At 65.3% G+C, this 11,989-nt stretch carries 14 protein-coding genes and 3 tRNA genes; 9 read left to right on the top strand and 8 right to left on the bottom strand.

Annotated features, from left to right (window positions below; translation table 11 throughout):
* The coding region (locus G6O68_RS30430; protein ID WP_165253307.1) for a Shedu immune nuclease family protein at positions 1-657 on the top strand (657 nt) is incomplete at its 5' end.
* Positions 658-706: 49 nt separating this feature from the next.
* On the top strand, positions 707-1,528 hold the full coding sequence (locus G6O68_RS30435; RefSeq protein WP_165253308.1) for a hypothetical protein: 822 nt from the start codon (positions 707-709) through the stop codon (positions 1,526-1,528).
* A 42-nt stretch (positions 1,529-1,570) separates the two neighbouring features.
* On the opposite strand, the gene G6O68_RS30440 is transcribed toward G6O68_RS30435, so the two are convergent.
* Complete coding sequence (locus G6O68_RS30440) at positions 1,571-1,789, bottom strand: hypothetical protein (protein ID WP_165253309.1); 219 nt, start codon at positions 1,787-1,789, stop codon at positions 1,571-1,573.
* Positions 1,790-1,970: 181 nt separating this feature from the next.
* Here G6O68_RS30440 and G6O68_RS30445 point away from each other — a divergent pair, with 181 nt between their 5' ends.
* Positions 1,971-2,282 (top strand): DUF1810 domain-containing protein, encoded by a 312-nt coding sequence (locus G6O68_RS30445; protein WP_165253310.1) that lies wholly within the window; start codon positions 1,971-1,973, stop codon positions 2,280-2,282.
* 729 nt (positions 2,283-3,011) lie between these two features.
* A complete protein-coding gene (locus G6O68_RS30450; protein WP_165253311.1) occupies positions 3,012-3,824 on the top strand; it encodes a class I SAM-dependent methyltransferase in 813 nt (270 codons plus the stop codon).
* Between the two features lie 165 nt (positions 3,825-3,989).
* On the opposite strand, the gene G6O68_RS30455 is transcribed toward G6O68_RS30450, so the two are convergent.
* The 5 genes from G6O68_RS30455 to tnpA form a co-directional block, all read right to left on the bottom strand.
* The gene (locus G6O68_RS30455) at positions 3,990-4,346 is read right to left on the bottom strand and encodes a hypothetical protein (protein WP_165253312.1); all 357 of its coding nucleotides are present in this window, start codon (positions 4,344-4,346) and stop codon (positions 3,990-3,992) included.
* A 234-nt stretch (positions 4,347-4,580) separates the two neighbouring features.
* A complete protein-coding gene (locus tag G6O68_RS30460; RefSeq protein ID WP_206108264.1) occupies positions 4,581-5,510 on the bottom strand; it encodes a methylenetetrahydrofolate reductase in 930 nt (309 codons plus the stop codon).
* A gap of 383 nt (positions 5,511-5,893) precedes the next feature.
* A complete protein-coding gene (tnpC, locus tag G6O68_RS30465; RefSeq protein WP_206108265.1) occupies positions 5,894-7,432 on the bottom strand; it encodes an IS66 family transposase in 1,539 nt (512 codons plus the stop codon).
* 78 nt (positions 7,433-7,510) lie between these two features.
* The gene (gene tnpB / locus G6O68_RS30470) at positions 7,511-7,873 is read right to left on the bottom strand and encodes an IS66 family insertion sequence element accessory protein TnpB (RefSeq protein WP_165253313.1); all 363 of its coding nucleotides are present in this window, start codon (positions 7,871-7,873) and stop codon (positions 7,511-7,513) included.
* On the bottom strand, positions 7,867-8,277 hold the full coding sequence (gene tnpA, locus G6O68_RS30475) for an IS66 family insertion sequence element accessory protein TnpA (RefSeq protein WP_165253315.1): 411 nt from the start codon (positions 8,275-8,277) through the stop codon (positions 7,867-7,869). The genes tnpB and tnpA overlap by 7 nt, the downstream gene beginning before the upstream one ends.
* A gap of 101 nt (positions 8,278-8,378) precedes the next feature.
* On the opposite strand from tnpA, the gene G6O68_RS30480 reads away from it, so the two are divergent.
* The 4 genes from G6O68_RS30480 (at position 8,379) to G6O68_RS30495 (ending at position 9,240) form a co-directional block, all read left to right on the top strand.
* Complete coding sequence (locus tag G6O68_RS30480; RefSeq protein WP_261345624.1) at positions 8,379-8,510, top strand: DUF1810 family protein; 132 nt, start codon at positions 8,379-8,381, stop codon at positions 8,508-8,510.
* Between the two features lie 373 nt (positions 8,511-8,883).
* Positions 8,884-8,966: transfer RNA gene (locus G6O68_RS30485), tRNA-Ser, on the top strand.
* Positions 8,967-9,068: 102 nt separating this feature from the next.
* A tRNA-Ser gene (locus G6O68_RS30490) sits at positions 9,069-9,151 on the top strand.
* A 6-nt stretch (positions 9,152-9,157) separates the two neighbouring features.
* A tRNA-Tyr gene (locus G6O68_RS30495) sits at positions 9,158-9,240 on the top strand.
* A gap of 59 nt (positions 9,241-9,299) precedes the next feature.
* Here G6O68_RS30495 and G6O68_RS30500 read toward each other — a convergent pair.
* A complete protein-coding gene (locus G6O68_RS30500) occupies positions 9,300-10,052 on the bottom strand; it encodes a hypothetical protein (RefSeq protein WP_165253319.1) in 753 nt (250 codons plus the stop codon).
* A 163-nt stretch (positions 10,053-10,215) separates the two neighbouring features.
* Here G6O68_RS30500 and G6O68_RS30505 point away from each other — a divergent pair, with 163 nt between their 5' ends.
* On the top strand, positions 10,216-11,406 hold the full coding sequence (locus tag G6O68_RS30505) for a DUF1444 family protein (protein WP_165253321.1): 1,191 nt from the start codon (positions 10,216-10,218) through the stop codon (positions 11,404-11,406).
* 80 nt (positions 11,407-11,486) lie between these two features.
* Here G6O68_RS30505 and G6O68_RS30510 read toward each other — a convergent pair whose 3' ends face one another.
* On the bottom strand, positions 11,487-11,684 hold the full coding sequence (locus G6O68_RS30510; protein ID WP_165253323.1) for a hypothetical protein: 198 nt from the start codon (positions 11,682-11,684) through the stop codon (positions 11,487-11,489).
* Between the last annotated feature and the right edge of the window lie 305 nt (positions 11,685-11,989).

The following is an 11,989-nucleotide window of genomic DNA, read 5'->3' on the forward strand; positions in this document are numbered from 1 at the left end:
TTCCAGGCCGTCGCGCTCACCAAGCTCCACGAAATCCGCGAGGCCGCCGTCAACGAGTTCTTCGAGAAGATGGAGTCGGATTGGCAGGAAGCGGACTGGCAGGCGTTCTTCAAGCGAAACACATGGATCTTTGGCTATAGCCTTGATTACCGCTTCGTCTCGTCGGTAGTTGACCAGCCTTACTACGGCGGCAAGCAAGTGACCGGCAGGGACGGTCAGCGCGGAGACTTTCTCGCCGCGTCAGAGGCCGACCATCGCTTCACGGTTCTCGTCGAGATCAAGCGTCCGGACAGTCTGCTAGTCGACGACGAGCTGTATCGGAACAAGGTCCATAGACTGGGCGATGATCTCGTGGGAGGCGTGGCGCAGCTGCAATCGAGCTGCCGAACGTGGGAGGTTGAGGGTTCGCGGACGGACGACAACCGGGAACGCATGCGAGAGTTTGCCTGCCACACCCTCCAGCCGAAGGGCATCTTGATCATCGGCTGCACGACTCAGTTGGACGATCAAGCGAAACGCAGCACGTTCGAGCTGTTCCGAAGGAATCTGCAGAACCCCGAGATCATCACGTTCGACGAGCTTCATGAAAGGGCTCGACATCTATTGCTCATCGAAGGCGACGAGTTGAGCCGATCGAGTCGTGCAAAAACGCGGTGATGCCAAGCTCGACCATGTTTCCGCTTCAACCTGCCAGAGAGACAAACTCATGCTTCAGCTGCGAGCGACTTCATTCGTCAGTGATTACTACCCCGGCGCGATCAAAGCCTGCGAACTCATCGAAGCCTTCCTCGATTACACTGAGAAAGAGCTTGAGCTCCGCGAGGATCAGATCGCATTTCTCACAAGCGTCTGCAGCGACGATCTCAGCAGCGTCCAGCTCCCTGACAACGACATGATCGGGCCGTTCGTCCTCGGGGGCCTTGACGGCTATCCGTTCGTCGGCAGGACGGGCATCGGTGCGTTTTCGCATCACCTCCCCGAGGAAGGGGCGGCGCTAATGGTAGTCGGCCCACACGTCGGGATAACCGACGACGGTCAGGTTGGCAAAGTCCTCCGACCGGGGCAGTCGAAGCCTTCGGATTGCTGCGGTGCCGCAGCGGCGGCTCTGCAGAAATTGGTAGCGGGCGGGATCCACCCGAAACAACCGGCTGATTTCGATCCTCACGACTATCAGCAAGAGTCGCTTGAGCAGCTGATGCTCAACCACTCCAACGAGATACTGCACCTGGGCAAGTCGACCTACGCATGGCGCTTCGTGCGGGCGTCAGAAGTCATTTACCGTGAGACGGTGGAGACCCTGTTCAACTTCCTGAAGACCGTGAAAGTTGAAGCTCCGGCCTTCGTGTTTGGTGGCATCCTGATAAATCTCGACGGCGATCAGGGAGCCTACTTCGCGCTCCGTCATGCGATCTTCATCGATCACTGCAGATTCGAGGACATGACCGACGAGTTCCGCAAGTGGGTCAAGCCGAAGCTCGATGAATTCGAGGCGGGCAACACCGATGTTTTTCGCAAGCGAAATCGTTGACATCGGCTTGAGCTGAGGGCACGGGGGGCGGCCCGAGCGCGTTCAGGCCGTCCCCACCACCTGCCTAGCCACCTCCCCGATCGCCCGCTCCACGCTGGCGACGTCAGCGTCGATCCGCTCCAGCCGGGCCTTCGCCTTCTCGACCACGGCTTGATCCCCACTGGAAACCGCGAGAACCTGCGTCAGCGCGGCCCGGACGGCCTCCAGCTTCTCTCTCGCCTCGGTCAATTCGGCCAGGGCCGCTTCGAGTTCGTCGGACATCGGTCAATCCCCAGGTGGTGGTGAGTCCCTGGGGAGATTTTAAGGCCGATCCTGCGGAACTGGTTAGCTGGGCAGGCGTTTAGCGACATCCCCGCTCGGCGAGGAGTTCGGCCTTCCACTTGCCGGTCTAACCCGGATGTCTATCCTGGGGATTTCTGATGTCAACCGCTGGAGTCGCCTCATGTCATCCGACCCCTTCGGCCTGGACCGGTTCGTCTCCGCCCAGGAGACCAGCTACGATCAAGCCCTCCGCGAGGTCCGCGACGGACGGAAGCGGTCACACTGGATGTGGTACGTCTTCCCCCAGTACGACGGATTGGGCTTCAGCTCGACGTCGAAGCGCTACTCGATCAAGTCGCTCGACGAGGCGGAGGCATACCTCGCCCACCCCGTCCTCGGTCCCCGCCTCATCGAGATCGCCAAGGCCGCCCTCGGCGTAGCAGGCCGGTCGGCGAACGATGTCTTCGGCACGCCCGACGTGTCCGTCCGGTGAAGGCCACTCTTGACACGGCGGACGAGCGGAGCGTCATCCGACCGATGGTGAACTGGCTACCACGAGACTCGACGCTGAGCCCCAACGGATCCCCAGCCGCGAGCTTCCGGTCTATGAGCCGCACGTCCAGGTCGGGACGGCGGCCATCCGGGCCCATCCCAGGACGATCGCTCCGCGCGTGAATCGCGAAATCCGGCCTCGCACGACCCGGTGGTCCCCGCGGACCACGACGCGACGTCGGGCGGAGGCCTGTGCATGGGCGCCGGCCTTGGGTTTAGGATCATTCTCGCCGCATCCCCGCCGGACGGTGGCAGGGAGGACCTGGACGGCCGATGATCAGATCAGAGAAGAGAGAATGCCCGAGCCCGCCGGGGCCTTGCATGAGCGACCGCCCCCGCCCGCGATTGTCGTTGAGCCTCGACGGCCTGTCGTCGAGACGGCTCGCCGTCGAGACCTGGAGACGTTTGGAGAGGCACGACGCCATGATCTGGGCGGCCGCCATCGCCTTCAACGCGCTGTTCGCCAGCGAACCAACGCTTCGGATTGCCGCTAACCGACACCTCGGAGTGAGCGGCACAAAGTCCGTTCTGGGCCCGGTCGGGCTTAGCCAGCCTTCCCGAAGATCCAATTGAAGCAGCCGGGAATCTCGCCGATACTACGCCAATCGGGCGGACGACGCGTTCCGCGATGATCGATGGTCCCCTTATGTCTCGGCCGAGGAGCGTCCCCATGAACCCGAACAAGGCCCTCTGGGAGAAGGGCGACTTCACGCGCCTCGCGGTATCCATGCGCGAGAGTGGCGAGGCGCTGGTCGCAACGCTCGGGATCACGAAAGGGCTCCGGGTCCTTGACCTCGGCTGCGGCGACGGGACGACCGCCTTGCCGGCCGCCGCACTCGGGGCGGACGTGCTCGGCGTGGACATCGCGCGTAATCTGGTCGAGGCGGGCAACCGGCGGGCCCGGGAGCGGGGCTTGTCGAACTGCCGGTTCCTGGAGGGCGATGCGTGCGACCTCGGCGAGTTGGCCGACCAGAGCTTCGACCTGGTCGTGAGCATCTTCGGAGCGATGTTCGCACCGAGGCCGTTCGACGTCGCCCGGGAGATGGTACGCGTGGCCCGGCGCGGCGGGCGCATCGTCATGGGGAACTGGATTCCCGGCGACCCGACACTAGTGGCGCAAGTCCTGAAGATCAGCAGCTCGTACACCCCGCCGCCGCCGGAGGGCTTCGTCAGCCCGATGACGTGGGGCATCGAAGCCGACGTCGTCGAGCGGTTCACCGCGGCGGGCGTGCCCGCAGACCGGATCCGCTGCGTCCCGGACACCTACACGTTCGAGCTGCCGGCTCCCCCCTCCGAGTTCCTGGCGTTGTTCCGAGACTATTACGGGCCGACGATGAACGCCTTCGAAGCGGCGGAGCGGAATGGCGGCGCGGCCAAGTTGCAGGGGGAGCTGGACGCGCTCTTCGAAGCAGCGAACCGGAGCCCGCGGGAGGGAGCCACCCGCATCCCCGCGACCTATCTGCGGGTGACGGTCGACGTCTGATCGGGACGCAGCGGATCGCGGCCAAGGTGGAGCGCATCGAGGGCGTGTGCGCCGGGCCGGTGGCCGCGTCAGCGGAGGCGGGCCGCTAGCGCCGCGAGCGGGCAACCGATCATCCTTCGGGGCGACTGGCGGCCCGATGTGCGATGCGACGCGGAACGAGGCCGCTCAGGGGACCGGCCGCTCGCCCTCCCACGTCTTGCCGCTCCAGTAGCGGTACTCGATCGACTCCCACGGCTCCATCCATTCGTAGCCGTGACCGGGATCGTCCTCGATGGCCACGTCCGACACCTCCCCATGCTGCCGGAAGATGCCGATCACCAGCCGGTCGGCCAGCAGATCGTCGATGCTTTTGCGAACCGCTTCGGGCTCAGGAAGCCCGTAGCCCGCGGCCAGGAGCTCGGGGTGCGTGTGCCAGCAATACCCCGCGAAGCCGAGTATCGTTTCTCCGCTGGCCGGATCCCGGGTCACCTGGAAGCGTAAGGCCCCGTCGGGGCCGACGTACTCCTCGATCAGCTCGAGCATGACCTATTCCTAGGCGTCCGGCTTCCGCGGCTTTGAGGGGACCGGCCGGGGAGAGAGGTCGAGCAGCTCTACGTCGCCGCGCAGGTCCATCGTGTCCGTCCTGTAGACCCCATCCTCCAAATCGTAAGCATCCGGTGAGGCTTTCAAGTACCCACAACTCGCCGACTCAATTCAAAGCCGAGGTGGATGTCCATGAGCCGGGTCAGCCCACGCCAGATGATCGTGAGCGGTCGGCTACCCCCCGAGGCGCGAGCTCAATCTCCGATAGAGCTCGACCGACGCATCAACCTCCGCTTTTCGAATGGAGACGCTCTCGACGTTGATGCCGATTGGCAAATGCTTCTCGCGCGCATAGTCCTTTACGTCGGCGAGGACGTCCTCGCACAGGTCGATCGAGCGCTTCAGCGTGTCGGCAGAATGACGAAGCTCGTTCTCTAACCATCGCGGGAACGAGATGCCGAGCCACTTCATGAACTCGAGAGTGCGTACCGAGCCGCATGGCGAGAACGTCAGCACCACAGGCACGGGCGAACGGCCGCATGCCTGCAATGACAACGCGTAATCGGAAAGCAACGACCTCGTGGAAGCGGCATCGTACACCGACTGCGTTATGAAGAAACGACAGCCGGCATCCTGCTTGGCGAGCATGCGCCGGTGTTCATCTCCTTTTGCGACGTGACGCTCGGCTATGGCGATTCCACCAACGAGTAGGTTGGGAGCGGCGTGCGCGAGCCTGTAGGCCTCTGCCAGCGGCAAACCCGCGACACTCGACCGACCACTCGGTGCGCCAACGAAGACGCTGAGGCGTCGGTCGGCTGCGGCCCGCACGGTGTCGACCCAGCTTGAGAAAACTTCACGCGAATGCGCGCCTACGCATCGGTATACGATCTTCGGGATTGCGAGCTCCGCAAGTGCGTCGTACGCGTAAACCTCTGGGTCGACGGTCGGTAGAAACGGAAAGGGTCGTGCCTGACCACTTCGTCCGGGCTCGTCCTGGATGTCGTAGACGACCAAGCCGTCAGGCGCGAGCATGCGAAGTCGGGACACCTGCTGAGCCGCGATCTCACGCAAACGCTCGGCTTCGGTCGCGAGCTTCGGCGGCGCGATTCCATAGAGGCGAATCCCGCCGGATCCGCGGTCCAGCTTTTCGAAGAATGCTTTCAACGGGACGCTCGCAGCATTGAGGTTGCTCTGTCCGCCCAACGACCCAGATCAGGGGCCCGCCGGCAGGCGGGTCCGCTGCATCGCCTCGTTAAACATCGCGATTCAGTCGATCGCCACGACCACCGAGAGTACCACCCCAGCCGATCGGCAAATAGGTGTCCGGCCACAGCTCAGCGAGCCGATTCGCCGGCCAGGACTGCAAGGGGCTTTTGACGCCCCATGGGCAGGCGAAGGGGTCTAGGCGACGCCGCTTGCAACAGGCCACGACGCTGTGGAACACCGCCGGGGTCCGGCCGCCCCGATCGCTCCCTGCGAACAAGAAGGTCTTGCGTGGTCATCCGATCAAGGGCCTTGAGTCGGCCCGTCGGTGGGATGCCTCAGGATTAGCCCGCCGGCGTCGGTCGTGATTCTGAATGAGCTGCCCACCAGCGATCGGGCAGCAATTCCGCGACCTTCCGGGCGGGGTTTATGCTGACCCGGTCGAGCACGTCTCGGAGGTAGGCGAAGGGGTCGATCCTCAGGGCATTGCAAGTCGTCGCCAGGCTGAACAGGACCGCCGCTGCCTTGCCACCGCCCTCGCTCCCGGCGAACAGCCAGTTGCGGCGGCCGATGGCGACCGGCTTCACGGCCCGCTCGCTGGCGTTGTTGTCGATCGCCAGGAATCCGGCCTCGGTGAATCGGTTCAACGCCGCCCAGTTCGACCGGGCGTAGCCGATCGCCCCGCCGATCGGGCTCTTCGGCAGCACGAACCGGGACTGCTCGTCCAGCCAGGTCCCGAGTCGCTCCAGGATCGGGCCGGACCGCTCGCGCCGCAGGGCGAGCCGTCCGGCCTCGTCGAGATCCTTGCCGGTGGCCTCGACAGCGTAGAGCGCGCGGATTCGCGCCAGCGCCTCGTGGGCCCGTTGGGGGTCGCTCGTGCGGGCGTCGTAGAACTTTCGGCGGGCGTGGGCGAAGCACCCGACCTCCACCACGCCCCGGGAGTAGATCCGGTCGTAGGCGCTGTACGCGTCGGCCTGGAGGCAGCCCTTGTAGTCGCCCAGGAACCGCTCGGGCCCGTCACGGGAGCGATCGGCCGTGTAGTCGTAGATGGCATACGGGTGCTCGCGATCGCCGAGGTAGACCCACAGCCGGGCGGTGCGGGCTCGATCCAGGCGTCGATCCAGAACCGGCACGGTGGTATCGTCCGTCTGGATCACCCGCGACTTGAGCACCTCGGCCCTCATGACCCTCCAGATCGGCTCGAGCAGCCAGGCCGCCTGGGCCATCCAGCCGCACATGGTCTTGCGCGACAGCTCGACCCCGTGGCGGGCGAAGATGCCCTCCTGCCGGTAGAGCGGCAAGTGATCCGCGAACTTGCTCGTGATGACCTGGGCGAGCAGCCCCGGCCCCGGCAGGCCCTTCTCGATCGGCTGGGGCGGCTTGTCCGCGACGGCGACGTGCCCCTGGCAATGGCGGCACGCGACCTTGACCCGGACGTGCTCGACGACGAAGAGCGAGGCCGGGCGGTAGTCGAGCTGCTCGCTGACCTCCTCGCCGATGGGGCTGCGGTCAAGGCCGCAGTCGGGGCAGGCCCGTTGTTCCGGCGGGAGCTCGTGGACTCGGCGCTCGCGGGGCAGGTCGGCCGGCAGCGGCTTGCGGCCGTGCCCCTTGGCCCGGCCGGTGGGGGGCGGAGCTGGTGACTCCACGGGCGACTCGGGAGCCGGCACGGCATCAGGAGTGCCCTCGGCCCCGTCGCCGAAGAAGAGGAGCAACTGGCCGGGATCGACCCGCTCGGATCGCGGGCCGAACAGCCGCCTCAGCAGGAGGTCGAGGCGGTGGCCGAGCTGCTCGACCTGGCGTTGGGCGTCCCGCAGGCTGGCCGCCATCTCGCGGATCATGCCGTGGCAGGTGGCCAGGTCGTCGGGCAGCACGGCGCTCTCCATGGCCCTATTCTGGCCTGGGGAGGAGGCTGGCGCAAGTCCGTGCCCGCCTCGATTCGCCATGCGATAGGGACCGGCGACTCAAGATGTCGTCGCGTTGGGTAGCCGGGCGTAGCGTGGGCGTCGCCGGGCCGATGACAGGTCAATGCCTTCCAGGATCATGGTCAAATCGACGGCACGGACCTCAGCTGCGTCGCCCTCGCAGGCGGGGAAGCGGAACGTGCCGCGCTCCAACCGGCGATACCAGAGGGCATAGCCGTCACCCGCCCAGTAGAGGACCTTGAGTCGATCACCGCGGCGATTGCGGAAGACGAACAGGGCACCGGACAGCGGGTCCTGGCGGATGACCTCGGTCGTCATGCGGGCGAGGCCGTCGAATCCGCGCCTCATGTCGGCCGGGGCCGCCGCGAGGAAGATGCGGACGGTGGGCGGCCAGCTCAGCATCGGGGCAGCTCCAAGGCGGCGACCACCCGCCGAAGGACGTCGGGGTCGAACCCGGGGCCGACGGCAATCCGCCGCCCGTCGCCCAGGAGGACCTGGATCGGGAGAGACGACACCGCAAGCGGGCGTTCGGGGTCCCGGTCGGCTGGGGTCTCGACGACCCGGACGGGCAGGAAGCGAGCGACCTCGGGCCGGGCGGGCACCTGGGGCTCGGGTCGGGCTTTGCGGTGCGCTGCGTCATGCAGGGCTTCCATCGCCCTCTTGGCCCTGGGCTGGTGGAGCCACCAGCGGAGGCTGTGGAATGAGACGTTGTTCTCGCGGCAAAACTGGGGCTGTGTCAGGCCGCTCTGGCGATAGCGGCGGATGATCTCGGCCCAATAGGCGGCCTTCTCGGTTGTCCTGGCCATCACGTGGTCTCGCAGTGGGGACGTGGTGCGATGGCTCAATCATCGGGACAAGGAGTTCGAGTTGGAAGATGGGGTCTACAGGACGGACACCGCCCGACGACATGAAGTTGAAGTCGAGTGCGACGTTGTTCGAAACAGTCGCGCCGCGGGATTCGGTGTTCGCCAGCCTCCTGGAGAAGTACTTCAACGGCGAGAGAGACGAGAAGACGTTGCGGCTTATCGGGAAGGGGTGAGGCCTGGACGCCTCACTCGTCCGGCTCCAATTCGATCAGCCTCGCCGCCGACCGCGAACCTCTTGCGCATTTCCTGCGTCGGACCTGCAACTGGCGTATCGTCCTCAAGCCATGCGGGTCGAACATGACCACCCACCCCGAACAACTCGACACCTCCCTCGTGCTCACGGCGCGACCCACGAGTTATCGTTCGCGGTATTCCAGTCGGGGCCGCCTGTCGTATTGACGCGCGGCCCGAACATGCCGGATCGACCTTGCTCGCCCAGACGAGCGGCTTGAGTCCGGCCTACTCCCTACATACCCGTTCGGTATCCGAGCCGGGGCGTTCGTCCGCCTGATCGCAGGCCGACGCCCGGTCTCGTTCGTGCCAAACGGAGGGATAGCCTAACTGGTAAGGCAGTAGTCTCGAAAACTACCGTCCGCAAGGACTTGGGGGTTCGAATCCCTCTCCCTCCGCCTCTCGGAACTGGGGCAGATCGGAAGCCTGTCGGATCGGAACTGGGCCGGATCGGAAGCCTGCCGGATCGAAACTGGGGCAGATCGGCAGTGTCTCAGCCCGGAAGCGTGTCAGAGAGGCCTATCGTGCCTGGTTGCTAACCAGGTGTGGGAAACCACCGCGGGTTCGAATCCCGCCGCTTCCGCTCTTCGGGTGTGCGCCGGAGTTGGAGAGCCGGGCCGCGCTGTAAACGCGGCGTCACTGACTGAGGGGGTTCGAATCCCTTCACACCCATTCGTGTCCGAACGAGAGGTGCGGCGGTACGGCTTGGCCTTGAAAGGGGCCAAGCCCGTTCAGGCATCCCATTTCTTCAGGCTCGGCACCTTCGGGCCGTACTTCCCGGGATGAGAGGCGAGGACGCGCCTGCTGATCCGATCGAGGACGATCAGGATCGTGATCGGCCCGGCGAACGTCGCCGCAAGGAGGCCGGCCCAGGCGATGAAAGCGGGCATCCCCGGGCCCGAGCTCCGGTCGAAGTTCGCACTCAGCAGCACGAGCAGCGGGCCGATCCCGAACACCGTGAAGAGGAGGATCAGCAGGCGGAGGAGCAGGGTGCGGGCCTGGTTCATCCCCTCGCCGATCCAGATCCTGAGGCCTGAGCGGAGTGCCATCACCAGCCCGGCGGCGGTGAGGGTAAGCGCGGCGAGGATTCCGCATGGAACGAGCAACATCGCCGTTCCCGCCCCCGCAGGCATTCCGCGGTCGTGCACCACCGAAACGTTAATCACGGCGAGGACGAAGAACGTGGCGCAGGCGGCGATCCCCAGCGTCCAGGCCGCCCACGCGTAGCCGAAGAGCGAGCTGATCCGGGCGGCCGCCCTATCGGGGATGGCCCGCGAGGTGACGCGTGCCTTCCTAAACTCCTGGAAGGAGATTGCGAGGCAAGCCAGGACGACGGCCAGCGGTTGGTGGATGAACCAGGTCAGGGCGACGACGGAGGAGACCTCCAGGCGGTACAGCCACCGCTTCAGCGGCGAGACAGGAGTTGCCTCGGGGAAGAGCGCCCAGTCGAAGTCCTCGGCGAGGGTGGCATCCGGGTGACGCATTGTGGGTCTACACTGGTGGTGCAATCAGGCTTCCTGTCCGGCCCGCCAAAGGAGTTGGCTTGGGAATATCACATGCGAAAGCCGGTCGATTAGCTCGCCCTATCGTTCCACCAAGCCCTCATGTAGTCTACTCGGAAAACCCCCTCTCCCCGCGAGGCGCATCATGGGACTGCTCGACCTTTTTCGCGGCAAGCCGACGCTCGACTCCTTCGCCAGGGACCTCATAAAGGGCATCAGCAAGGCGGGGCATCCGGACGAGCTCCGCTATGAGGCGTCCGAGAAGGTCATCCATCGGTTCCGGGATGGGGAGGCTTACGGCCAGATCGGCCTGGCCAACATGTTCCAGGCCTACAGCGAAGCGCCGAAGGGCGAGCGGGCGAGGCTGATGGGCGTCTTCGTGCGGTCGGCCCTGAACGCGGACCGGAAGCTGCCAGACGATTACGAGGCGGCGAAGGCCGACCTGAGGCCGCGCCTGTGGAACCGCGCCAGCATCGAACTCCTCCGCTCCCAGGGCACGGGGCCCGACCTGGTCGCCATCCCTGTCGGCAGCCATATTCTCGCGTCCGTAGTCTACGACTGGCCGGAGACGGTGCAGTCGATCACGCCGAGCCAGATCGAGAAATGGGGCGTGACCCCGTACCAGGCGTTGGAAGACGCGATCGTCAACCTGTCGGAGGCCACCGAGGGATTTGCCGCCATCGGCGACAACCTCTGCACCTTCATCTCGGGCGACAGTTACGACGCCAGCCGCATGCTGCTGCCCGACTGGCTGGAGCGGATGGAGCTGAAAGGCCGGAAGGTCGCCATCGCACCCAACCGCGACGCCGTGCTGTTCACGGGCGAGGACGACGAGCAGGGCCTGGCCATGATGGCCAAGATGGCCGAGGAGGCGGTCGACGCCCCGTACCCGCTGGCGGCCTCCCCCATGGTCTGGGAGGACGGCGAATGGCGGGACTGGATGCCTCCCGAGGGACATCCTTCGCGTCCGGCGTTCGAGCAGATGCGGTCGAAGTGGCTGGGACCCATTTACGCGCAGCAGAAGGAGATGCTCAATGCCAAATTCGAGAAGGAGGGCTCGGACGTTTTCGTCGCCACCTTCAGCGGGAGTCGATGTTCGGACGGGACGCTCGTGAGCCACGCTGTCTGGGGCGAGGGAGTGGAAACGCTGCTTCCGGAAGCCGAGAAGATCACGATCGTCCGGGAAGCAGGCATCGCGGCGATCGGGACGTTCGAGAGGGTGAAGGAGATCGCGGGCGACCTGCTCGTGGATGAGGGGGTGTACCCGCCGCGGTGGCGTACGCAAGGCTTCCCGAGCCAGGAGCAGATCGAGCGGATTGGGATGGGGGAGATGTAAGATAAATGCAAAGAGGCGTGGGCACAATCCTCCCACGCCTCCCCTGATGGCTCAGGATGCTTCGGGCTTCGGCCGCTGCCTCACGGCACGTAGGCTGCAGCTTGCTGGTACTGCCCCGTTCTCACGTTGATGAACGTGAAGTTGGTGTAGCCGTGCGCCTGATCCAGGCCGTAGGGGCCATAGATAGGCTGGTTGTTGAGGTAGACGATCTCGTCCCCCGGCTCGAAGCCGATCAGGGCGAGAGCGGTGTACGTGGCAGGGTGAGTTGCGAGCCTCACCCCATAGGAGCCGGGGCCCCGAGGGATCAGGCTGAACTGCACTCCGAACTTGGCGGAGTAGTTGTAGGTGTTCGGGACCTGGGCGGTGCCCGGGTTCAGGTAGGGGGCTGGGGCTTGGGCCGGGACCTGGAAGGCTGGCGCGACCGGAGCCGGGGCTGAAGGGGCCGGGGGAGTCTGGGCATGGCTGGCAGTCGTGGACAGGCTTGCGCCGATCCACAGAGCCAGGGCCGTCAAAGAGAGCCTGACTGAAGAAGACGACAGAAGACCCATCTTGTGAATTCTCCTCAAGGTGTGAACTCGGATAC

Source organism: Paludisphaera soli (genome assembly GCF_011064595.1).
In the GTDB taxonomy this organism is placed as follows: domain Bacteria; phylum Planctomycetota; class Planctomycetia; order Isosphaerales; family Isosphaeraceae; genus Paludisphaera; species Paludisphaera soli.

Coding starts and splice junctions, on each gene's coding strand:
- G6O68_RS30435 (WP_165253308.1), top strand. CDS start 707: ATGCTTCAGCTGCGAGCGACTTCATTCGTCAGTGATTACTACCCCGGC.
- G6O68_RS30440 (WP_165253309.1), bottom strand. CDS start 1,789: ATGTCCGACGAACTCGAAGCGGCCCTGGCCGAATTGACCGAGGCGAGA.
- G6O68_RS30445 (WP_165253310.1), top strand. CDS start 1,971: ATGTCATCCGACCCCTTCGGCCTGGACCGGTTCGTCTCCGCCCAGGAG.
- G6O68_RS30450 (WP_165253311.1), top strand. CDS start 3,012: ATGAACCCGAACAAGGCCCTCTGGGAGAAGGGCGACTTCACGCGCCTC.
- G6O68_RS30455 (WP_165253312.1), bottom strand. CDS start 4,346: ATGCTCGAGCTGATCGAGGAGTACGTCGGCCCCGACGGGGCCTTACGC.
- tnpC (WP_206108265.1), bottom strand. CDS start 7,432: ATGGAGAGCGCCGTGCTGCCCGACGACCTGGCCACCTGCCACGGCATG.
- tnpB (WP_165253313.1), bottom strand. CDS start 7,873: ATGCTGAGCTGGCCGCCCACCGTCCGCATCTTCCTCGCGGCGGCCCCG.
- tnpA (WP_165253315.1), bottom strand. CDS start 8,277: ATGGCCAGGACAACCGAGAAGGCCGCCTATTGGGCCGAGATCATCCGC.
- G6O68_RS30480 (WP_261345624.1), top strand. CDS start 8,379: ATGAAGTTGAAGTCGAGTGCGACGTTGTTCGAAACAGTCGCGCCGCGG.
- G6O68_RS30500 (WP_165253319.1), bottom strand. CDS start 10,052: ATGCGTCACCCGGATGCCACCCTCGCCGAGGACTTCGACTGGGCGCTC.
- G6O68_RS30505 (WP_165253321.1), top strand. CDS start 10,216: ATGGGACTGCTCGACCTTTTTCGCGGCAAGCCGACGCTCGACTCCTTC.